The sequence below is a fragment of the Synergistaceae bacterium genome, from assembly GCA_031272035.1.
Classification (GTDB): Bacteria; Synergistota; Synergistia; order Synergistales; family Aminobacteriaceae; genus JAISSA01.
In genome coordinates this window covers 19,107-40,232 of record JAISUO010000003.1, presented here as the reverse complement: position 1 = coordinate 40,232, position 21,126 = coordinate 19,107, and the positions used below count along the sequence as shown (strand labels likewise).

The 21,126-nt window shown below is 57.3% G+C and carries 16 protein-coding genes and 1 riboswitch; of the genes, 9 read left to right on the top strand and 7 right to left on the bottom strand.

The annotated features are described in order from the left end of the window. Positions 1–68: 68 nt before the first annotated feature. A complete protein-coding gene (locus tag LBR61_00325) occupies positions 69–2,672 on the top strand; it encodes a DNA polymerase I (GenBank protein ID MDR1730517.1) in 2,604 nt (867 codons plus the stop codon). Between the two features lie 109 nt (positions 2,673–2,781). On the opposite strand, the gene LBR61_00320 is transcribed toward LBR61_00325, so the two are convergent. After that, positions 2,782–3,537: a glucose 1-dehydrogenase gene (locus LBR61_00320; protein ID MDR1730516.1), complete on the bottom strand. Its 756-nt coding sequence runs from the start codon at positions 3,535–3,537 to the stop codon at positions 2,782–2,784. Between the two features lie 260 nt (positions 3,538–3,797). Beyond that, positions 3,798–3,927, top strand: a riboswitch (glycine riboswitch). 220 nt (positions 3,928–4,147) lie between these two features. On the opposite strand from LBR61_00320, the gene LBR61_00315 reads away from it, so the two are divergent. Genes LBR61_00315 through LBR61_00290 form a run of 6 tightly spaced genes read left to right on the top strand, consistent with a single transcriptional unit; the run spans position 4,148 to position 10,988 of the window. Next, a complete protein-coding gene (locus LBR61_00315; protein MDR1730515.1) occupies positions 4,148–5,353 on the top strand; it encodes a hypothetical protein in 1,206 nt (401 codons plus the stop codon). Positions 5,354–5,401: 48 nt separating this feature from the next. Next, entirely contained in the window at positions 5,402–5,815 is a 414-nt protein-coding gene (gene gcvH, locus LBR61_00310; GenBank protein MDR1730514.1) for a glycine cleavage system protein GcvH, read from the top strand. Positions 5,816–5,821: 6 nt separating this feature from the next. Then, entirely contained in the window at positions 5,822–7,147 is a 1,326-nt protein-coding gene (gene gcvPA, locus LBR61_00305) for an aminomethyl-transferring glycine dehydrogenase subunit GcvPA (protein MDR1730513.1), read from the top strand. 1 nt (position 7,148) lies between these two features. Further along, positions 7,149–8,612, top strand: coding sequence for an aminomethyl-transferring glycine dehydrogenase subunit GcvPB (gene gcvPB, locus LBR61_00300; protein MDR1730512.1), 1,464 nt, complete (start codon positions 7,149–7,151; stop codon positions 8,610–8,612). Continuing rightward, on the top strand, positions 8,612–10,003 hold the full coding sequence (lpdA, locus tag LBR61_00295; GenBank protein ID MDR1730511.1) for a dihydrolipoyl dehydrogenase: 1,392 nt from the start codon (positions 8,612–8,614) through the stop codon (positions 10,001–10,003). Before gcvPB ends, lpdA begins: the two co-directional genes overlap by 1 nt. Beyond that, positions 9,993–10,988: a lipoate--protein ligase gene (locus tag LBR61_00290; protein ID MDR1730510.1), complete on the top strand. Its 996-nt coding sequence runs from the start codon at positions 9,993–9,995 to the stop codon at positions 10,986–10,988. The genes lpdA and LBR61_00290 overlap by 11 nt, the downstream gene beginning before the upstream one ends. 103 nt (positions 10,989–11,091) lie before the next feature. On the opposite strand, the gene LBR61_00285 is transcribed toward LBR61_00290, so the two are convergent. The 5 genes from LBR61_00285 to LBR61_00265 form a co-directional block, all read right to left on the bottom strand. Further along, complete coding sequence (locus tag LBR61_00285; GenBank protein MDR1730509.1) at positions 11,092–11,805, bottom strand: ABC transporter ATP-binding protein; 714 nt, start codon at positions 11,803–11,805, stop codon at positions 11,092–11,094. 3 nt (positions 11,806–11,808) lie between these two features. Next, positions 11,809–12,582, bottom strand: coding sequence for an ABC transporter ATP-binding protein (locus LBR61_00280; GenBank protein ID MDR1730508.1), 774 nt, complete (start codon positions 12,580–12,582; stop codon positions 11,809–11,811). After that, the gene (locus tag LBR61_00275) at positions 12,579–13,577 is read right to left on the bottom strand and encodes a branched-chain amino acid ABC transporter permease (GenBank protein ID MDR1730507.1); all 999 of its coding nucleotides are present in this window, start codon (positions 13,575–13,577) and stop codon (positions 12,579–12,581) included. Before LBR61_00275 ends, LBR61_00280 begins: the two co-directional genes overlap by 4 nt. Positions 13,578–13,597: 20 nt before the next feature. Beyond that, entirely contained in the window at positions 13,598–14,470 is an 873-nt protein-coding gene (locus tag LBR61_00270; GenBank protein MDR1730506.1) for a branched-chain amino acid ABC transporter permease, read from the bottom strand. Positions 14,471–14,596: 126 nt separating this feature from the next. Continuing rightward, positions 14,597–15,742 carry an ABC transporter substrate-binding protein gene (locus tag LBR61_00265; GenBank protein ID MDR1730505.1) on the bottom strand — a complete coding sequence of 382 codons (1,146 nt, stop codon included), beginning with the start codon at positions 15,740–15,742 and terminating at the stop codon, positions 14,597–14,599. 262 nt (positions 15,743–16,004) lie between these two features. Here LBR61_00265 and LBR61_00260 point away from each other — a divergent pair, with 262 nt between their 5' ends. Next, positions 16,005–17,174, top strand: a complete 1,170-nt coding sequence (locus LBR61_00260) for an FIST C-terminal domain-containing protein (protein ID MDR1730504.1) — start codon at positions 16,005–16,007, stop codon at positions 17,172–17,174. A gap of 113 nt (positions 17,175–17,287) precedes the next feature. Further along, the gene (locus LBR61_00255) at positions 17,288–19,486 is read left to right on the top strand and encodes a response regulator (protein ID MDR1730503.1); all 2,199 of its coding nucleotides are present in this window, start codon (positions 17,288–17,290) and stop codon (positions 19,484–19,486) included. 56 nt (positions 19,487–19,542) lie between these two features. Here LBR61_00255 and purH read toward each other — a convergent pair whose 3' ends face one another. Continuing rightward, positions 19,543–21,114 (bottom strand): bifunctional phosphoribosylaminoimidazolecarboxamide formyltransferase/IMP cyclohydrolase, encoded by a 1,572-nt coding sequence (gene purH, locus LBR61_00250; GenBank protein MDR1730502.1) that lies wholly within the window; start codon positions 21,112–21,114, stop codon positions 19,543–19,545. Between the last annotated feature and the right edge of the window lie 12 nt (positions 21,115–21,126).

Here is a 21,126-nt window from a genome sequence, read left to right as displayed (position 1 = left end):
TGGATTGTGTGCAGATCAATCAATAGGTTATTATAACTTAGAACTATTTCGGAGGAGGAACTTACTGAATGGAATCCGGGTCAAAACGTTCGAAAATATTAATTGTCGACGGACATGGGCTGGCCTTTCGCGCCTTTTACGCCGTGCCGCCGCTTTCTGCTCCCGACGGAACGCCCACCAACGCCATTCTCGGTTTTATGAACATGCTGACGAAAGTGGAGGACGAAGTTGCGCCCGACCGCTGCGTCGTGGTGTTCGACGCCCCGGGACCCACCTTTCGTCATGAAATTTTTCCGGATTACAAGGCCCAGCGCAAGCCCGCCCCCGAGGAGTTTCGCCCTCAGGTTCCTCTTTTGAGGGAACTGCTGACGGCTCTGGGGTACCCCGTAATCGTTCGGGAGGGAGTGGAAGCCGACGACGTCATCGCCTCTCTGGCGAAAAAAGCCGCCGCGGAGGAAAAGGAGGCCGTCGTCGTTTCTTCCGACAAGGATTTGCTGCAGATTCTGTCGCCGGGGATCCGGATGCTGCGCCCGATTCGAGGCATTACGACGCTGAAGGACTGCGACGAAGCCGCCTTTATCGGAGAATTTGGATTCGAGCCCGTTTTCATGGCGGATTATCTGGCCCTGTTGGGAGATGCGGCGGATAACGTCCCAGGCGTTCCGGGCATCGGAGAGAAGACCGCCCTGCAGCTGATCCGGGAGTATCGGACTCTGGAGCGGCTCTACGACGCTCTGACGGAGGAGGAAACCGACGGTCCGCTGAAAACCGGCGTTCGCAAAAAACTGGAGGCCGGCCGCGCCTCCGCCTTTTACAGCCGCGATTTGATTTACCTGAAGACCGATCTTCCACTGGATCCGGCGGACCTCCCCGACAATCCGGCGCGGGGCCGGCGGGAAGATGCGCTGCGTCTCTGCGAACGGCTGGGAATGACGCGCTTTGCGGAAAAGCTGAAACATGCCGTGACGCCGGTCGAAGCTGACGCGCCGGAAGCGAAAAGCGATGCTCCCGTTCCGGCGGGCTCCGTTCCGGTGGAGTTCGAGGACCTTCTGGACGCGGAGGGACTGGCGGCGGTGCTCTTTCACACCGGAAAATATCCTCCCGAGGCGGAAAGCGCGGAGGTTCAGATCGCCGACGAGCATGGACGTTACGCCGTCCGGCAGGGCCCCGAGCTGCGGGCCGGCTTTTGGGAGCGGCTCAGGGGGAAAAAACTTTATGTGAACGACTACAAGGAGCTGGCGGCCTGTTTCGGTCCTGAAACCTTCCAGGACTGCGAGATTTGGGATTTGAAAACGGCTCATTATCTGCTGCATCCGGATCGACCCTCTCACGGGCTGAAGGACCTCTATCCCGACATGGAGGAAAAGGCCGGCGTTCCCACGGGGCTGCTGTGGTGCGCGGCGCGGCATCTGGGGCTGGATCTGCGGCGCTACGAGGGCCTCAGCGAGTTGATGAGGGACGTGGATTTGCCCCTTATTCCCGTGCTGGTGGAAATGGAGCGGAAGGGAGTTTCGCTTTCATCTCCCCTGTTCATCTCTTTGCAGCAGGAGCTGGAGGAGCGGGTGGCCTCCATCGAGGAGGAGATCGCCCTTCGGGCCGGAGCGGAGATCAACCTCAACTCTCCGAAGCAGGTGGCCTGGCTTTTGTTCGAAAAGCTGGAACTGCCCGGCGGCGCAAAAACAAAGGGAAAAACGGCTCTTTCGACCAGCGCGTCGGTTTTGGAGGGACTGGCCGCGCTGGAACTGCCTCACAGCGACGTTCCCCGGCTGATGCTGGAGCATCGGGAGCTGACGAAGATGCTCAGCGGTTTTGTCGTTCCCCTGCAAAAGGCGGCGGCCCCGTGCGGCGGGGTTGTGCACACCACTTTCGAGGCGGCCTTTACGGGGACGGGCCGTCTGAGCAGCCGGGACCCCAACCTTCAAAACCTGCCCGCCTTCGGGAACTGGTCGCGGCGCCTGAAGGAGGGGCTGATCCCTTCCGCGCCGGACCGGATTTTTGTGGCGGCGGACTACTCTCAGGTCGAACTGCGCATTCTGGCCCATCTGTCCGGAGAGGAGCGCCTGAGAGACGCTTTTCGCAACGGCAGGGACATTCACAGGGAAACGGCATCCTGGGTATTTTCCACCCCGCCGGAGGACGTTACGCCGGAACTGCGGCGGGTGGCCAAGATGATCAATTTCGGTCTGCTGTATGGCATGAGCGCCTTTGGCCTTGCCGGTCGTTTGGGAATTGCGCGGGGCGAGGCCAGCAGCATTATTTCCCGTTATTTCGCCGCTCTGCCGGGTGTCAGAAATTACCTGGACGAGAGCGCCGCCGAGGCGCAGAAGCGGGGCTATACGCGGACTCTGTTCGGGCGGGTTCGTCCCATCGACGAGGCGGCGGAAGGCCTTCGGGATCGAAACGCGCTCCGGCGCGTCGCCATCAACACCCCCATTCAGGGGACGGCGGCGGATATTGCCCGCCGGGCGATGATCGATTTCAACCGGATTTTCCCCGCAGATGGAGACGTTCGGCTTTTTTTGCAGATCCACGACTCCCTCATCTGCGAATGTCCGAAATCCCTGGCCGATCAGGTGGGGGAGACCCTGTGCGGCGTCATGAAGTCCGCCGCGTCCCTTTCCATCCCTCTGGACGTGGAGCTGAAAAAGGGTCGTTCTCTGGCGGATGTTTGAGATAAATACGTCGCCGTCGCCGAAAACCCTCCTCCGCCCTGACTCAACGGGATTTTGGCCGTGAGGTCAGGGCGGAAAGGTTCTGATTCGGGCGGATTTAGCGGATTTATCAGAGGGACATCGCTCCATCGATAGCGATATTTGCTCCATTCATGAAAGCCGCTTCGTCGCTGGCGGCAAACAAAATGGCCGTCGCGATTTCTTCGGCTTTTCCCAGCCTTTTCATAGGCTGCCGCGCTATAAAATCCTGAAGCGCTTTTTCGGGGTCCGGCGACGACGCGATACGCTGGTCCAGCGAGGGAGTATGCACGGTCCCGGGACATACGCTGTTGACTCGTATATGGTCAGCCAGATAATCGGCGGCCATCGCTTTTGTGAGGCTCAGCACGGCGCCTTTAGAGGCGGAGTACGCGGCGCGATTGACAAGGCCTTTGGTGGCCACGATGGAGCTGACGTTGACAATCACTCCGCCGCCGCGCTTTCGAAGCATCGGGACCGCGAATTTTGACATCAAAAACGTGCCCGTGGCGTTTACTTCCATTGTTCTCCGCCAGTCGGACAGTGAGGTCTGTTCGACGTTGCCGCCGATGACGATGCCCGCGCAGTTGACGAGGACGTCGAGCCCTCCGAAACGCTTCACGGTTTCTTCCACCAGCCGGCGGGCGTCTTCTTCCTGAGAAACGTCTGCCCGCACGAACAGGGAAGGGTATCCGCGTTTTTCAATGATTTTCGCCGTTTCTTCGGCCGAAGAGCTCTGCGAGTTGACGCAAACGGAGGCGCCGGCCTCCGCGAACCGCTCCGCCGAGGCCTTTCCTATTCCGGCGCCGGCGCCGGTGATCAGCACGACTTTTCCCCTGAAATTCATTTTTGACCGTTCCTTCCTTTATATAATTTTATATACTTTGTATAAACGCAAGAGGAAATTAAGGCGAGTATCCGTAAAGCGGCCTCATTTGTCAAGCAAGAGAAGTATAGATGGGAAGTACAGATGGGAAGTACGGAAAAAGGAAGCGCAGAAGAGGAAATATCGATGAGATTATCGTTATCCTGCGGATTTGGACGTCTGATTTTCTCTTGACAAATTGTAGAATTCCTCCAGAATAGACCACAATGTAACAACCCTGAAAGAAAGGTACGTGAGAGACTTTGGTTCAATCCCTCATCCTTTGAGGGGACCGAAGCGCCGAAGGGGCAAGTTTCGAAGCCAGGCAAGGCTGAAACGGAAACTCTCAGGTAAAAGAATCGTACCCGGACAGGACTCTGAAGCAGCGATAAACAGCGCCCTGATGAAGAACTTTGGTAAGGAAGCTGTGTTGTGACAGAGAGCATTCGTCCTGAGGGGAGTATTGTCTCGTACCATGTTTATATTCTGCATATGTAACCTTCATATCAATTCAATTCAGGCTCGAAATTTACAGAGAGATTTGTTTTTTATTTTCCATGAACGGTTTTATTCGTGAAAAGGAGATGAGAATATGCTTAGAAAAACGGCGCTTAACGCCATTCACAGAGAAATGGGCGGAGAGCTGACGGATTTTGGCGGCTGGGAAATGCCGCTCTGGTACCCCACAGGCAGCGTCAGGGAGCATTTGGCCGTAATCGAGACCAGCGGGGTCTTCGACATTGGACATATGGATCTTTTGCGAATTAAAGGCAAGGATGCCTTCAACCTGCTTCAGCTCTGCCTGACTCGAAATATCTCGACCCTGAAGGCCGGATCCTGCGGCTACAGCATGATTCTGAACGAACGGGGACACGTTGTAGACGACAGTATCGTCTACAACCTGGGCGGGGACGGGTACATCCTGATCGTCAACGCCGCCATGGGGCCGGTGGTGCGAAAACATCTGGAGCAACAGGGCGCCTTTCCGGACGTGTGCGTCGTGGACGAGAGCGGACGCTTCAGCAAAATCGACCTCCAGGGTCCGGCAGCTCCCAACATCATAAGGAAAATTCTGGAAAAGGGCCGGGGAACGATAGATGAACTTCGGTATTTTCAGTTTCGCGGGGACTACGCCAATCCCAATTCTGAAATCGCTTTTCCCGGCAACATTCCGGTTTTGCTTTCCCGCACGGGGTACACGGGGGAAGTGGGATTCGAGATTGTCATGCCCTGCGACAGGGCACTGGCCGCGTGGAACCTGATTCGCGACGCGGGGGGAAGCGACGTGACGCCCTGCGGACTTGCCGCCCGTGATTCCCTCCGGACGGGAGCCATGCTGCCTCTTTCCCATCAGGACATCGGAGCCTGGCCCTTCGTCAATACCCCCTGGAGCTTCGCTCTTCCCCGGGACAGGGAAGGTCGCTTCACGAAGGACTTCATCGGCTCCGGAATCTACAGGGATCCCCCGTCGATATATACCTGCGCCTTCTGCGGATTCGATCCCCGAAAGGTCGAGACACGCGAAGCCTTGGTGTTGCTGAATGGCGCCTCCATCGGGTCTGTGACCACCTGCGCCATCGACATGGCCATCGGCAGGGCGGAGGGCAAAATCTACAGCGTGACCAGTCCGGATAAACCGTCGTCTTTCAGGGCCAGGGGCCTGGTCTGCGGTTTCATCCGGGTGGACCGGCCTCTGAAGCCGGGGCAAAGGGTCGTTCTGAAGGACTCCCGTCGTTCCATAGAGGCGGAAATCGTGTCGGACATCCGGCCGAACCGTACCGCGCGCGTCAAAATCTGACCGTAACCCTGATTTTATTACACATTACTGCACAAAGGAGATCTGTTTATGAAATCGTTGGAAGAACTGGATATCAGAAGCGATTTAGTTTATACGAAAACCCATGAGTGGGCCCAAAAGACCGGCAATACCGTCCGGGTTGGCGTGGATGACTACGCTCAGAACGCTCTGGGAGACATCGTTTACGTTGAACTGCCCGCCGCAGGGGCCGCGGTGAACGCGGGAGCGGCTTTCGGGTCTCTGGAGTCCACCAAGGCCGTCAGCGACCTGAACTCCCCCGTAACGGGGAAGGTTACGGCCGTCAACGAAACCCTCGTCGACAGTCCTGAGAAGGTCAACACCTCTCCCTACGAGGAAGGATGGATCATTGAGGTGGAGCCGGCGGAGCCGGGAGAACTGGACGGTCTCATGAAGAACGACGCCTATCGCGCTTTTCTGAAGACGCTGGCTCCCGTCGAGTGATTTCGCATGCGTTATCTGCCTCATACAGCCGAAGACCTCCGGGAAATGCTGGAGGTCGTCGGAGTTAAAAGCACAGAAGATCTGTTCGGTTCCATTCCCTCCGAGGTCAGGCGGGATTCGGAAATCCACATTGAGCCGAGAAGCGAATGGCGTCTGTCCCGGGAGTTCGAGGAAATGGCGGCCGGCGCTCCGGTGGCTTTTGCGGGAGCGGGGTCCTGTTCCCACTGCATACCGGCTCACGTGACTTACCTGGCCTCCCGCTCCGAGTTTCTCACGTCCTACACCCCCTATCAGCCGGAGATCAGCCAGGGGACGCTGCAGGCAATTTTCGAGTTTCAGACCATGACGGCGGAACTGCTGGGCATGGACATCGCCAATGCCTCCATGTACGACGGGGCCAGCTCTCTGGCTGAAGCCGTTCTGATGGCGGTTCGTGTGAAAAAGAAACCCAAAATCGCCGTTTCCCGACTCAATCATCCCCACTACCTTCAGGTGCTGAAAACCTACCTTCGGCCCACCGGTTTTGAAGTGACGGAGCTGGAGTCCCTGCCCGACGGCAAAACGGACTGCAGCGCACTGCCCGACGACGTCTCCGCTCTGGTCGTTCAGTCCCCCAACTTCCTGGGGGTCATTGAGGACCTGAAGGCCGTGGCGGAGGCGGCTCATTCCAAAGGAGCCCTTCTGGTGGTTTCCTTTACCGAGGCCATGGCCTGGGGGCTCCTCAAAAACCCCGGCAGTCAGGGGGCGGATATCGTCTCCGGGGAAGGGAAAAGTTTCGGCATCCCTCACAACTTCGGCGGCCCCGGAGTGGGGCTCCTGACCTGCAGAAAGGACTTTGTTCGGACCCTTCCCGGACGTCTGGCGGGGGAGACCCTGGACAAAAACGGCGAGCGTTCCTTTGTTCTGACCCTGGCGGCCAGAGAACAGCACATCCGACGGGAAAAAGCGGTTTCGAACATCTGCACGAACTCCGGACATAACGCGCTGACCGCGGCCATTTATATGAGTACGGCGGGAAAAGAGGGTCTGAGGGAAATCGCTCAGCTCAATCACGACAAGGCCGTTTATCTGCAAAAAGGACTGGAAAACGCGGGTTTCAGGGCTCTTTTCGACGCCCCGTTTTTCAACGAGTTCGTCATGGTCGCTCCGGCCGGTTTCGAGAAACGTTATGAAACTCTGCTGGATCGGGGGTTCGTCGCCGGTCTGAAGCTGGGTGGCTTCCCTGGGTACGGCGATCCACGATATAAGGACGCTTACCTCTTCTGCGCCACCGAGGCTCATTCCCGCGAGGTATTGGACGAATTTTTCGCAATTTTAAAGGAGGTGGCCTGATATGACCGGTCATCCTGGCGCGCGCGGTCTGGTTTTCAGGGAGGGGCTGCTGTGGGAGAGGAGCCGGAAGGGCCGCGTTGGCATGAGCCTTCCCGAACGGGACGTTCCCCGCTCAGAACTGGCCGGGGATCTGGTGGGCGAAAAACCGGCCCTGCCGGAGCTTTCGGAGGTGGACGTCGTTCGGCATTTCACCCGGCTCTCCACCTGGAATTTCGGCGTGGACACGGGAACTTACCCGCTGGGATCCTGCACCATGAAGTATAACCCCAAGATCAACGAACGCCTTGCCGGGCTTCCGGGATTCGCGAACCTGCATCCTCTGACGCCCGAAAGGGGTGTTCAGGGTGCTTTGAAACTGATGTACGAGCTGGAACGGGACCTGCTGGAGATCACAAAAATGCATGCTGTGTCCCTGCAGCCGGCGGCGGGAGCTCAGGGCGAGCTGACGGGAATCCTGATGATTCACGCTTACCACGCCCACAGGGGCAGACAGCGCCATAAAATCATCATGCCGGCCACGGCTCACGGCACCAACCCGGCCTCTGCGGCCCTCTGCGGCTACACGCCGGTTCCCGTTCAGCTTTCCCCGGACGGGATCATGAGCCCGGAGGCCGTCCGGGAGGTCATGGACGAGGACACAGCGGGCATCATGGTCACCAACCCGAACACTCTGGGCATTTTCGAGAGTCACATCGCGGAAATTGCGAAGATCATCCATGAAAAGGGCGGACTGGTCTACGGCGACGGCGCCAACCTGAACGCCCTCATGGGTTATGCCGATATCGAGAAAATGGGCATCGACGTCTTTCATATCAACGTCCATAAAACCCTCTCCACGCCCCACGGCGGAGGCGGTCCCGGGGCCGGCCCCGTGGTGGTTCGGGATATTTTGGAGCCCTTCCTGCCCGTTCCCCGGGTGATGAAAAAAGGAGACCGTTACGAGCTGCTGTCGGACGCGCCCCTTTCCATCGGTCGTCTTCATTCCTTCTTCGGCAACTTTGCGACGTTGGTTCGGGCTCTGGCCTTCACCCGTACGCTGGGACATCGCCTGAAGAACGTGACGGAGGCGGCGGTGCTGAACGCCAACTACATCAAAGCGCGTCTGAAGGGGATTTACAATCTTCCCTTCCCCCGGGCCAGTATGCACGAGTGCGTGTTCAACGACGCCCTTCAGCACAAAGGGGGAGTTACAACTCTGGACATCGCCAAACGGCTGATCGATCTGGGGTATCATCCGCCCACAGTCTACTTCCCGCTGGTGGTGGAGGGGGCCCTGATGATCGAGCCCACGGAGACGGAATCAAAGGCCGATCTGGACGGCTTCGTCGAGGCCATGAAAACCATCGCGGAGGAAGCGGAGAAAAACCCCGACGAGGTTAAAAATGCGCCCCAAAACACGCTAATATCCAGACCGGACGAAGTTCAGGCGGCTCGTCGCCCGATTTTGCGGGGAGATATCGCCTGATGAAAAAAATTGCGATTATTGGAGCGGGGCCGGGAGGGTATGTGGCGGCCGTCCGAGCGGCTCAGCTGGGCGCTGCCGTCACCCTGATCGAGAAAAACGCCATCGGGGGAACCTGTCTCAATGTGGGATGCATTCCCACGAAAGTCCTGCTCCATTCGGCGGATTTGCTGGATTCTCTCAGGTCGGAGGCCAAAAGGATCGGCGTTCTGGCGGACAATCCCCGTCTGGACTGGAACGCTCTCATGAAGCGCAGGGCCCTGACCGTGACGCGTCTGGCGGCGGGAACGAAAGAACTCGTTCGAAGCTGCGGAGTGGAGTACGTGGAGGGAACGGGCGTCCTGAAAAGCCCGCGTTCCGTTCAGGTTGGAGACCGGCTGATCGAGGCCGACGCCATTGTGATCGCCACGGGGTCGGAACCTGATATGCCCGACGTCCCCGGGTTCGACCTGGAAGGGGTCGTCACCAGTGACGAGGCTCTTTCCTTCGAAAGTGCGCCTTCATCGCTGGTGGTCAGCGGCGGCGGGGTCATCGGGATGGAGTTTGCCTCGGCCTTCGCCTCCTTTGGCGCCCGGGTCACGGTGGTGGTTACCTCTCCCGAAATTCTGCGGAACATGGATCCCGACTGTGCTCTCGTGCTGCGCAAAGCTCTGGAGAAAAGGGGAGTCGCCTTCCATCGGGGCTGCTCTGTCAGGGAGGTGAGTCGAGCCGGCGGGGGATTGGAAATTACCGTCGAGTCCGCGTCGGAAGCGAACGGCGGGCGGACGGAAAAGAAAATCAAGGCCGAAAAACTTCTGGTCGCCAAGGGACGCCGTCCTTACATTCAGGGGCTCGGGGCGGAAGCTCTGGGGATCAGAACCGAACGGGGGCACATTGTCGTCAATGACCGGATGGAAACCTGCGTGGAGGGGGTCTATGCCATAGGGGACTGCGTGAACTCCTTCATGCTGGCTCACGTGGCATCCAGAGAGGGAGAGGTGGCTGTGGAAAACATTTTGGGTCACCCCGCGACCATGGATTACAGCACCACGCCTCAATGCGTTTATACGTCGCCCGAACTGGCCTCCGTGGGAATGACCGAACGGGAAGCGGAAAAGAAGGGTCATAAAATCCGGTCGGGGCGATTTTCTCTGTCGACCAACGGCAGGAGCATGATAACGGGGGACAACAGCGGAATGATCCGCATCGTCGCAGACGAGGGGACGAAGAAGATTCTGGGCGTTCACATGGCGGGAGGTCCGGCGACGGAAATGATCTCGGAGGCGGCTTTGGCCCTTCACTTCGGAGCGACGCCGGATGACCTGATAAAAACCATCCACGCCCATCCAACGGTTTACGAGTCCATCGCCGAAGCCGCGGCAAACGTTTTCGGGAGGGCAGTTCATGGAGTCTGAGAACATGTACGCGATAGAAAACAGGGATACGCGACCTCAGTACAACCTTGCCCTGGAGGAATATCTCTGTCTTCGGGCCATGCGCGACGGTTCGCGGTTTTTCATGCTCTGGCAGAACGAACCTTCCATTATTGTGGGACGTTTTCAGAACACAATGGAGGAGATCAACGCCTCCTTCGTGGAGGAACGCCATATCCACGTGGTACGCCGCAATTCGGGGGGAGGCGCGGTGTACCACGACCTGGGCAACATCAACTACAGTTTCGTCATGCCGGACGCCGGGGATTTCGACTTTGCCTTTTTCTCTCAGCCCATCATCCGGTTTTTGGGGGAGCTGGGAGTTCATGCCGAACTGTCCGGACGCAACGACCTGACCATTGAGGGCAGGAAAGTCTCCGGCGGAGCTCAGTACCGGAAGAACGGCGTCGTCCTCCACCATGGGACCCTTCTTTACGATGCGAACCTGGAGATTTTGTCTCAGGCCCTGCGTCCCTCTGAGGACAAATTCCAAAGCAAGGCCGTCAAATCCACTCGGGGAAGGGTGGGAAACATCCGGCCCTTTCTGCGGGAGCCTCTGTCGATGACCGAATTTTGGGATCGCCTGCAGCAGGGGATTCAGGGGCTGACCCCTCTGAGCCTGGATGAAGGCGCTTTGAGCGAGGTTGAAAAGCTCAGAACCGAAAAATACTCCACGAGGGAATGGAATTACGGCGCTTCTCCCCGTTTCACGGAGCGCAGAAAAAGACGCTTCCCCTGGGGAGGGATCGAGGTTTTTCTGGTTGTCGGCGAGGGGAAAATTGCCGAGTGCTCGTTTCGGGGAGATTATTTCGGCAGTGGAGAGTACGAACCTCTTCTGTCGCGTCTGACGGGCTGTCCCTACACGAAGGAAGACATTGCCCGGGCGGTTGAGGGTTTCGACGCTCAGGGGCTCTTTGCCGGAGCGTCTTCTGACGACCTGATCGCCCTGCTTTCGCCAAAGATATAGTATCAACCTGCTTTTATGAGATCACCCGGATGAGACCTGGAAGGGGCAGAGTTTGCTTTTCTCTGAGTCTCATCCGGTTTTTCTCTGAATTTTATTTGTCCGCCTACCCGCCGAGGTAGGCTTTTTTTACGTCCTCGTTGTCGAGAAGCTCCTGGGCGTTGGCGGCCAGCGCGATTTTTCCCGTTTCCAGCACGTACCCCCGACAGGCTATGGAAAGGGCCATTTTCGCGTTTTGCTCCACGAGAAGAATGGTGGTTCCCGTTTCGTTGAGTTCTCTGATGATATCGAATATCTGCTCCACCAGAACGGGGGCCAGACCCATGGAGGGTTCGTCCATCATAATGAGGCGGGGGCGTGACATGAGAGAGCGCCCCAGCGCCAGCATCTGCTGCTCTCCGCCGGACAGAGTTCCCGCGATCTGACGCCGCCTTTCCTGGATGCGGGGAAATTTTTCGTATACATCTTCCAGCGTCTTCGCGTTTTCCTCACGGGTTCTCAGGTAGCCTCCCATTTCCAGGTTTTCCTCGACGGTGAGCTCCCGGAATATACGGCGTCCCTCGGGCACGTGAGAAAGCCCCATTTGCGTGAGCCTGTACGCCTCCACAGAGCCGATGTCCTCGTTTAAAAAATGAATTTTGCCGCTTTTTGAGCGCAAAAGTCCCGATATCGTTTTGAGAATGGTGCTTTTGCCCGCTCCGTTGGCGCCGATGAGGGTGACGATCTCTCCTTCGTCCACGTGGAAGGAAACGTTTTTGACCGCGTGAATGGCCCCGTAGGAAACGTCGATGTTCTCCACCTGCAGCATGGGTTGAGTCATGGGTCATTCCTCCCTCTGCTGACCAAGATAAGCCTCGATGACCAGCGGGTTGTTTCGAATTTCGTCAGGGGTCCCCTGGGCGATAATCAGTCCGTAGTTCAGGACGAGAATGCGTTCGCATATTCCCATGACGAGGCTCATGTCGTGTTCGATCAAAATAATCGCCACGTCGAATTTGTCCCGAACGGAGTGAATGGTGCGCATCAGATCCGCCGTTTCCGAGGGGTTCATCCCCGCCGCCGGTTCGTCCAGCAGCAGAACCTTCGGGTTCGTCGCCAGCGCCCGCACGATCTCCAGCCGACGCTGAGCGCCGTAGGGGAGACTTCCGGCGGGAGCGTCCGACAGAGCCTCCATTTCGAACAGGCTCAGCAGCTCCCTTGCGGTTTGCGCCGCCTCGGCCTCCTGTTTCCAGTAGGAGGGCAGACGCAGCCAGGTGGCCAGTACGGAATAATTCATGCTGTTGTGCAGGGCGACCTTGACGTTATCCGCCACGGACAGGGATTTGAAAAGGCGTATGTTCTGAAAGGTTCGGGCGATGCCGGACCGGGTTATCTCATGGGTGGTTTTTCCCAGAGTGTTCCGGCCCTTCAGGTGAATCGTGCCCTGCAGAGGCCGGTAGACGTTGGTGAGCAGGTTGAACACGGTGGTCTTTCCCGCGCCGTTGGGCCCGATGAGCCCCAAAATTTCTCCGGTGTGGACCTGCACGTTGAAGTCGTCCAGGGCCTGAAGCCCGCCGAAGTTGATTCCCAGTTTCGCGATGTCCAGAACCGGCGTCATCGGGCTTTCCTCCCCTCTGTAAGTTTGCCGCGTATCCGGGCGAAGCAGCCGTCCAGCGCGTCCCCCAGGGAAAAGTCGTAGCGTCCGCACAGGCCGGAGGGTTTGAAGATCATGACCATCACCAGCAGCAACGAGTAGATGACCATGCGATATTCCGCGAACCCCCGAAGCAGTTCCGGCAGAATCGTCAGAATCGTTGCCGATATGACGGAGCCGAAAATGGACCCCAGTCCTCCCAGCACCACGATGACAAGGATCTCCGCGGAGCGCATGAACCCGAAGGTGGAGGGATCCAGAATGCTGAGGTAGTGGGCGTAGAGCCCTCCCGCGACTCCGGCGAACCCGGCAGAAACCGAAAACGCCAGAACCTTGTATCGGGTGGTGGGGATTCCCGAGGCCTCGGCGGCGATTTCATCCTCGCGTATGGAGAGAATGGCCCGACCGTGGCGGGATTTTATGAGCGTATTGATGCTGAAGAGGGTGAGAAGTACGAAAATATAGACCCAGGTGACGGTGGTCTGTCGCCCGATGCCCTTGAGGCCGTAGGCGCCGCCTGTGAAGTCCAGGTTCAGGATGATGACCCGGATGATTTCACCGAACCCCAGAGTGATGATGGCCAGGTAGTCGCCCCGGAGGCGCAGCGCCGGCAGGCCGATGATGACGCCGAAGATCGCCGCCGTAAACCCCCCGATGAGAACCGCCAGCGGAAGCTCCAGATTGGTGGGGAGCTGTACCGACATCGAAAAAAGCGCCGCGGCGTAACCTCCCACCGACATGAAGCCCGCGTGCCCCAGGGGAAGCTGTCCCAGAAAGCCGGCGGAAAGGTTGAGGCTGACCGCCAGAATGATGTTGAATCCTATGGGAATGAGCATCAGGGCCTGGTAGCGGTTCAAAACCCTGTACCGGATCAACAGCATGAGCAGGGCATAAAGGCCCGCCGCGGCCGTCAGGTTGAGAATATATCGGGATCGGGTGTTCCTGAAGAGTCCGGTCATTTTGATCTCCTGCACTTTTTTTACACTTTTTCGTTCTGGTGGCGGCCGAAGATTCCCGAGGGTTTTATGAGCAGCACGACGATCAGGATTCCGAAAACCACCGCGTCGGTCAGTTTGGAGCTGATGACTCCCTTGGTCAGACTTTCGGCGATTCCGATGCACAACCCGCCGGCCATCGCTCCGGGGATGGAGCCTATTCCTCCCAGCACCGCCGCCACAAAGGCCTTGAGCCCCAGCATCGAGCCCATGGTCGGCTGAATCTGCGAGTAGGAGCAGCAGTAAAACACCGAACCCACGGCGGCCAGGGCCGACCCCAGGGCGAAGGTGAAGGAAATCGTGTTGTTCACGTTGATGCCCATGAGCTGCGCGGTCTCGTTGTCCTCCGAAACCGTCCGCATGGCCTTGCCGATTTTTGTCTTCTTCACCAGGAGGGTGAGCCCTGCCATGAGAACAACGGAAACGCCGATCGTCACCGCTGTGGCGCTGGAAAACTGTCTTTCGCCGATGGTGACCGTTCCCGTGAAAATGTTTGTGAACATCCTCGGGTTCGCCGAGAAAAGGAGCTGCACCATATTTTGCAGAAACAGGCTTACACCGATGGCCGTCACCAGAAGGGAGAGGCGGTCCGATTTGCGCAGAGGCCTGTAGGCGACTCTTTCTATCAGGGTGCCCAGGGCGGCGCAGAAAACGATGGAGGCGAACACCGCCGGCATCGCCGGGACGGAAAAGCGCGACATAAGGTACCATGTGCAGTAGGCTCCCGTCATGATAATGTCGCCGTGGGCGAAATTTACCAGCTTCACGATACCGTACACCATGCTGTAGCCCAGCGCCACCAGCGCGTAAATACTCCCGATCTGAAGACCGTTAATCATCAGGTATACAAGGGTCATCTGCGAACAATCCTTTATTTTTATTAAGAATAAAAGAAAATTTTGAAAGGGCGTTTTTGTACGCAATCCGCCCTTTCAAAACGACAGGTTGTTCAGGACATTCCCGGCTGCCCGGGGACGCCTTAATTAATACTTGCCCTCGAAGCTGTAGGCCTCGTTCTGAATTTTGATGATGGAGACCTCTTTTATGGGGTTGTTGTTCGCGTCGAAGGTGATGTGCCCCGTTACGCAGTCGAGGTTCGTCGCAGCCAGTTTATCGATGATGGCCTGATAGGAAGCGGCTTCGGGGCCGATCTTCGCGCCGCCCGCCATCGCCTGGGAGACGGCTTCGAAGAGAATCCTGGCGGCGTCGTAGCCCAGAGCGGCCAGAGAGTTGGGGATGAGGCCGTAATCGGTCTCGTAGGCTTTGCTGAAATCCTGAACGATCTTCGAGGGGTCGGCGCTGAAGTAGTGGTTTGCGAAATACAGGCCGTTGAACACCGTTTTGTCGGCGCCTTCGATTTCCAGGACGCCGTCGGTGCCGTCGACGCCGAGGAACGTGGCTTTGATACCGGCTTTTCGCGCCTGAGAGCAGATGAGGTAAACCCTGTTGTAGTAGTCCGGAATGAACAGAACGTCCGGAGCCAGCTTCGCTATTCCGGTGAGCTGGGCGTTGAAGTCCACGTCGTCGGTGGTGTAGCTCTCGCTGGCCACGACTTTGAGTCCGACTTTTTCGGCGCTTGCGCTGAAGGCGTTGAAGAGCCCCGTGGAGTAGGCGTCGGAGACGTTGTAAATGACCGCCGCCGTTTTTGCCTTCAGCTTTTCAGCGGCAAAGCGGGCCATGGAACCCCCCTGAAAGGGATCCTCGAAGCAGGCGCGGAAATAGTTTTTGCCGTATTTGGTCACGTCCGGATGCGTGGCGGTGCCCGTAATTCCGGGGATATTGTCGGCAGCCGACGCCTCCGCCACGCCGAAGGTGGGAGAACTCGTCACCGGCCCGATGAAGGCCGCGACCTCGTCCGCCGTCACGAGCTTGTTGTAGGCGTTCAGGGCTTCAGTGGGGTCTCCCTTGTCGTCGTAGACGACCAGCTCGATTTTTCGTCCGCCGGCGCCTCCCGCGGCGTTGAATACTTTTGCGTAAAGCTCCGCGCCGTTTTTGACGGCGATGCCATAGACGGCCACGCCTCCGGTAAGCGGGGCGATAACTCCGATTTTAATCGGTTCTTCCGCCGCGAAGGCAATGGAACTGCAACAAGAGATCAAAACAAAAACTGCTGCTAAAATTCTTTTCATTTCCGTTCCCTCCCATGGTATGGTATTTGTTTTTAAATGTCGGGCGAATATCTGTTTTATTTTTATTAAAAAACGTATTTCCCTATATTTCGCGAAACTTTACATTTAATAAGCAATTTTGTCAACACAAAATAAAATAAAAAAGTATGAATTGGAAAATAAAATTTAATGCATTATATAACTGTAATATTGTAAGATATAATTAACTTATTTCTGAAAAAAGTAAAAATAAAAAATGAAAACGTGAAAGGAGGCTCCGCCGATGATACGAATGATCAATGCCTCTACGACGGAACTGGACGACGTCGACACCGCTCTGGCCGAGATTATGAATCAGATCGACCTGAAGACGCTGTCAAAAAACGCGGCCGGAATTTTGAGCTGTTACTATGAATTCATTGAAAGCGGTATCGTTAAAAAACTCTGTGAAGCGCTGCCCTTCGACGTGATCGGTCTGACCACCATGAGCAGCGCCTCGGATGGCGATTATGGCATGTACAGACTGACCCTCACCATTCTCACCAGCGACGACGTCGCCTTTCAGAGCGCCATGACCCGACCGCTGTCCCTGGACGATTTTGAAGCTCCCCTGAGGGACGCCTGGCAGGAGGCGAAGGAGAAACTGCCAGGGGAACCGTCCTTTGTCATAGCCGCTTTTCCCGTGGTGCCCAACCTGAGCAGCGCGGACATCCTGAAAGGTTTTGATAAAGTCTGTCAGGGAATCCCCGTCTGGGGGGGAGTGCTCAGCGATGTGACCATGTCCTTCGAAAACGGTAAAACGATCTGCAACGGCCGGGACGATCAAAACGCGCTGGCCATGCTGCTTCTGCACGGTCCCGTGCAGCCCGGCTTCATCGTGACCTCTCTGCCGGACCGGAACATTCAGGAGCGCCGGGCCGTGGTCACGGAATCGAAGGGCTGCGTCGTGAAAAAAGCCAACAACATGGTGCTGCAGGAGTACTTCCAGAGCCTGGGTCTCACGCTGCGCATGGGCGTGGACGCCACTTCCTCGGTGCCTTTGATGGTGAGTTACGGAGACGGCTCTCAGCCCGTAGCCCTGGGGATATACAGCATGAACGCCGACGGAAGCGCCCTCTGCGCCGGAGAAATTCCGGAGGGGGCGGAATTTTCCATCGGCAGCATCGACAGCGAAGGCATTCTGGAAACGGCGAAAAGTACGGTGGAACGCGCGCTGGAGGGGAAAAAGCCTCAGGGCATACTGATGTTTCCCTGTGTTTCCCGTTATGGTATGCTGGCCCCTCGAAATGAAAGCGAGCTGCAGGAGGTGCTCAGGGTCGTCGAAGAGCTGGGGAAAAATGAAGTTCCCTTCGCCCTGGCCTATGTGGGCGGCGAAATTTGCCCCGTGGCGGGAAATGACGGCAAACTCCACAACCGGCTGCACAACTATACGTTTGCCGCCTGCGTTTTTTAACGCGGGAGAGAATTTTTCTGAAGTCCTATATTTGTCTGAAGTTATATAATGGAATGCGAATATATTAAATTTTTATTTTAAGAGTGCAGTCGTACCGATTGGGGGCGGAGATCTTGCCGGACGTAATCGATTCCCAAAAGGACAGGAGCGCTGACCGGGAAGACGAGAACCCCGCGGGGGCGGCCGGAGCGGAAGAACTGTTGCGCCGCCAGATCGCGGAGCTGGAGAAGGTCAACAAAAAATATAGACGAGAGGTCATGCAGCTTCAGAACACCCTCGAACGGGAAAGGGACATGGCCCTCACGAAGGAAAACCAGCAAACCGCGCATTTCCTCGAACAGCGCATGCGCGACAAGTATATGAGGCTGCTGCTGGAAAGCAGCCCCAATATTATTCTGCTTCTGGACAAGGCGGGAAGGTTCGCCTATTGCACCGACATTTTTCTGAAAAAAACGCGGCTCTCCGCCGGTGAGGTCAATGACAAGACTTTTCAGGAAGTTTTCAGCCGTTTTGCGGAACAACACTGGATCGACGCGCTTTTCGGGATTTTAAAGAAAGTTATGGACTCCAACGCTCCGTTCGTTTTTGAGGACTCGCTGGATTTTTCCAGGGACGGAAACCTGCGTAAATACACGATTTACTTCACCCCCATGAGCAACGAGGAAGGCCGCAGCGAAGGAACGATGGTGCTTTTTCACGACGTGACGGAAATAGAGCAGGCGAGAGAGGCCGCCGAACGGTCGAACCGGGCGAAAAGCGACTTTCTCTCGAATATGAGCCACGAAATCCGTACTCCCATGAACGCCATTATTGGCATGACGGCCATTGGAACGTCAACGCCGGACATCGAAAGAAAAAACTACGCTTTCGGAAAAATTCGGGACGCTTCCACCCATCTTTTGGGGGTCATCAACGATATCCTCGACATGTCGAAAATTGAGGCGAGCAAATTTGAACTCTCCTTCGAAGATTTCAATTTCGAGTCGATGCTGCAAAAAGTGGTGAACGTCATCAGCTTTCGAGTGGACGAAAAACATCAGGATTTCAGTGTCAGCGTGGATGAAAATATCCCTGTCACGCTGGTGGGCGATGACCAGCGTCTGGCTCAGGTGATTACGAACCTGCTTTCCAACGCCGTGAAGTTTACCCCGGAGCAGGGGAACATCCGGCTGTCCGCGGTTTTGCTCGGGGAAGAGGACGAAGTGTGCACCCTGCAAATTTCGGTGAGCGACACGGGAATCGGAATAAGTGATGAACAGCGCTCCCGCTTGTTCAACGCTTTCGAGCAGGCCGAAAACAGCACGGCGAGAAAGTTCGGCGGAACGGGCCTGGGGCTGGCGATTTCCAAACGCATCGTGGAGATGATGGGCGGCCGGATATGGGTCGAATCCGAGATCGGCAAGGGCTCCACATTTTTGTTCACCATACAGGCGCGACGGGGAGCCCAGCCGCAGGAAAGCCTGCTGAACGCCGGAGTGAACTGGACCAATGTCCGTGTTCTCGTGGTGGACGATTCTACGGAGGTGCGGGAGTATTTCGACCACATTGCCGAGCGTTTCGGAGTCGTCTGTGACACGGCCGGCGACGGCGAGACGGCCCTGAAACTCATCGAACAGAAGGGCGACTACGACATCTACTTCGTGGACTGGAAAATGCCGGGAATGAACGGTGTGGAGGTTTCCCGCCGCATTCGGGAAAAGCAGTCGGGGCGGTCTGTGGTGATCATGATCTCCGCCGTGGAATGGGGCAATATCGAAAGAGAAGCGAAAATTTCCGGCGTGAACAAATTTCTCTCCAAACCTCTGTTCCCCTCGGACATCGCCAATTGCATCAACGAATGCATCGGCGTCAACCGCATCGTGGAAACGGAGGGTTCCCAGGAGGAAGCGCCGGATAACTTCGAGGGTCACTGCATATTGCTGGCCGAGGACGTGGACATCAACAGAGAAATCGTACTGGCTCTTCTGGAGCCCACCCGACTTTCCATCGACTGCGCCGAAAACGGCATCGAGGCGATTAAAAAATTCAGCTCGGCTCCGGAGAAGTACGACATGATTTTCATGGACGTGCAGATGCCCGAAATGGACGGCTGCGAGGCGACCCGACGCATTCGCGCGCTGAACGTGTCACGGGCCGGGGAAATTCCCATCGTGGCCATGACCGCCAATGTTTTTCGGGAGGACGTCGAAAAATGCCTCTCCGCCGGTATGAACGACCACGTCGGCAAGCCTCTGGACCTGAATGAAGTCCTCATCAGGCTTCGCAAATATATCGTTTCGGCCTCCGCCCCATCCCCCGTCTCCCCGGGATAGAGTTCTGCTTCCGAACCCGGCCGGGCTGTCCGTTCCGGTATATCAGCGCCGGTATATCAGTGTTTGAAGTGTCTGACGCCGGTATGGAGCATGGCGATGCCCTTTTCGTCGGCGACGTCGGTGGATTCCTGGTCCTTCAGGGAACCGCCGGGCTGAATGACGGCCGCGATCCCGTATTCGGCGGCCAGCTTCACGGTGTCGCCGAAGGGGAAAAACGCGTCAGAGGCCAGAACCGCTCCCCGGGCTTTTTGTCCCGCCTGTTTCAGCGCGATCTCCGCCGCTCCCACCCGATTCATCTGTCCCGCTCCGATCCCCACCGTGGCCTGATCCTTCACCACCACGATGGCGTTGGATTTCACGTGTTTCACGATCTTCCACGCAAACTCCATATCCCGACGCTCGGAGTCCAGCGGTTCTCTGGAGGTGACGGTGATCCAGCTTTCGGGAGGGGAGAGCTGCAAATCCCGCTCCTGAATCAGAAAGCCCCCCTGAACGCTTCTCCATTCCGGACTCTGAACCGGAGCCCAGGCCTCCGAAGGAACCTCCAGCAGGCGCAAAGCCGTTTTTGTCTTCAGAATGTCCAGAGTTTCATCCGGCCATGAGGGGGCGATGAGAACCTCCCAGAACACCTCCGCCAGAGTTTTCGCAAGTTTCGCCGGAATCGGACGATTGACGGCGAGGATCCCTCCGAAGGCCGAAACGGGGTCGGAGTCCCAGGCTTTTTGAAAGGCCTCTTCGATTGTACCCGCGATGGCCGCGCCGCAGGGGTTCGTGTGTTTGACGATGACGGCGGCGGGGTCGGAGTCGCCCAGCTCCTGGATTATTTTGAACGCGCTGTCGGCGTCCAGCCAGTTATTGTAGGAAAGCTCCTTCCCCTGCAGCTGCCGGGAGTCGATGAAGGAGACGCCGTCTCTTTCGGCCTGCCGGCAGAGGAGAGCGGCCTGACCGGGGTTTTCGCCGTAGCGCAGGCCGGAAAATTTTTCGATGGTCAGGGTCACCCGTTCCGGGAAGAAGGAGGCCGGTTTTCCGGTCGTTTTCCGAAGCTCCAGGCTGTTGCAGATACAGGCGTCGTACTCCGCCGTGTGCCGGAATGCGGCGATGGCCAGCCGGACGCGTTCCTCCTTCGGGCAGTCTCCGGTGGTTTGCAGCCGGGTCAGAACCCCGTCGTAGTCTTCCGGATGAACGACAATGAGGACGTCTTCGTGGTTTTTCGCCGCCGAGCGGACCATGGAGGGGCCGCCGATGTCGATATTCTCGATCAGGTCCTCCCAGGAGGCGTCGGGGTCGGCGGCGTACCGCCGGAAGGGGTAGAGGTTCACGGCCACCAGGTCGATGGGGGTGATGTGCTGTTCGGCCAGAGTTTCAAGGTGCTCCGGGTGATTTCTGCGGGCCAGAATGCCGCCGTGAATCGCGGGGTGCAGGGTTTTCACCCGTCCGTCCAGAATTTCGGGAAATCCCGTCACATCGGAGATATAGATGGCGGGAATCCCCGCGTCCTTCAGAGTTTTATGAGTGCCTCCGGTGGAGACGATCTCGACGCCCAGAGCCGTCAGCCCCCGGGCAAACTCCACGAGCCCCTTCTTGTCGGACACGCTGAGAAGCGCGCGTTTCACTTTGCACTGCGGCATGGTCAATCATTC

Excerpts from the sequence above, each read along its gene's own strand:
- gcvPA (MDR1730513.1), top strand. The coding sequence starts at position 5,822 with ATGCGTTATCTGCCTCATACAGCCGAAGACCTCCGGGAAATGCTGGAG.
- LBR61_00280 (MDR1730508.1), bottom strand. The coding sequence starts at position 12,582 with ATGACGCCGGTTCTGGACATCGCGAAACTGGGAATCAACTTCGGCGGG.
- LBR61_00325 (MDR1730517.1), top strand. The coding sequence starts at position 69 with ATGGAATCCGGGTCAAAACGTTCGAAAATATTAATTGTCGACGGACAT.
- gcvPB (MDR1730512.1), top strand. The coding sequence starts at position 7,149 with ATGACCGGTCATCCTGGCGCGCGCGGTCTGGTTTTCAGGGAGGGGCTG.
- LBR61_00265 (MDR1730505.1), bottom strand. The coding sequence starts at position 15,742 with ATGAAAAGAATTTTAGCAGCAGTTTTTGTTTTGATCTCTTGTTGCAGT.
- LBR61_00270 (MDR1730506.1), bottom strand. The coding sequence starts at position 14,470 with ATGACCCTTGTATACCTGATGATTAACGGTCTTCAGATCGGGAGTATT.
- LBR61_00285 (MDR1730509.1), bottom strand. The coding sequence starts at position 11,805 with ATGACTCAACCCATGCTGCAGGTGGAGAACATCGACGTTTCCTACGGG.
- LBR61_00320 (MDR1730516.1), bottom strand. The coding sequence starts at position 3,537 with ATGAATTTCAGGGGAAAAGTCGTGCTGATCACCGGCGCCGGCGCCGGA.
- gcvH (MDR1730514.1), top strand. The coding sequence starts at position 5,402 with ATGAAATCGTTGGAAGAACTGGATATCAGAAGCGATTTAGTTTATACG.
- LBR61_00275 (MDR1730507.1), bottom strand. The coding sequence starts at position 13,577 with ATGACCGGACTCTTCAGGAACACCCGATCCCGATATATTCTCAACCTG.
- lpdA (MDR1730511.1), top strand. The coding sequence starts at position 8,612 with ATGAAAAAAATTGCGATTATTGGAGCGGGGCCGGGAGGGTATGTGGCG.
- purH (MDR1730502.1), bottom strand. The coding sequence starts at position 21,114 with ATGCCGCAGTGCAAAGTGAAACGCGCGCTTCTCAGCGTGTCCGACAAG.
- LBR61_00315 (MDR1730515.1), top strand. The coding sequence starts at position 4,148 with ATGCTTAGAAAAACGGCGCTTAACGCCATTCACAGAGAAATGGGCGGA.
- LBR61_00290 (MDR1730510.1), top strand. The coding sequence starts at position 9,993 with ATGGAGTCTGAGAACATGTACGCGATAGAAAACAGGGATACGCGACCT.
- LBR61_00260 (MDR1730504.1), top strand. The coding sequence starts at position 16,005 with ATGATACGAATGATCAATGCCTCTACGACGGAACTGGACGACGTCGAC.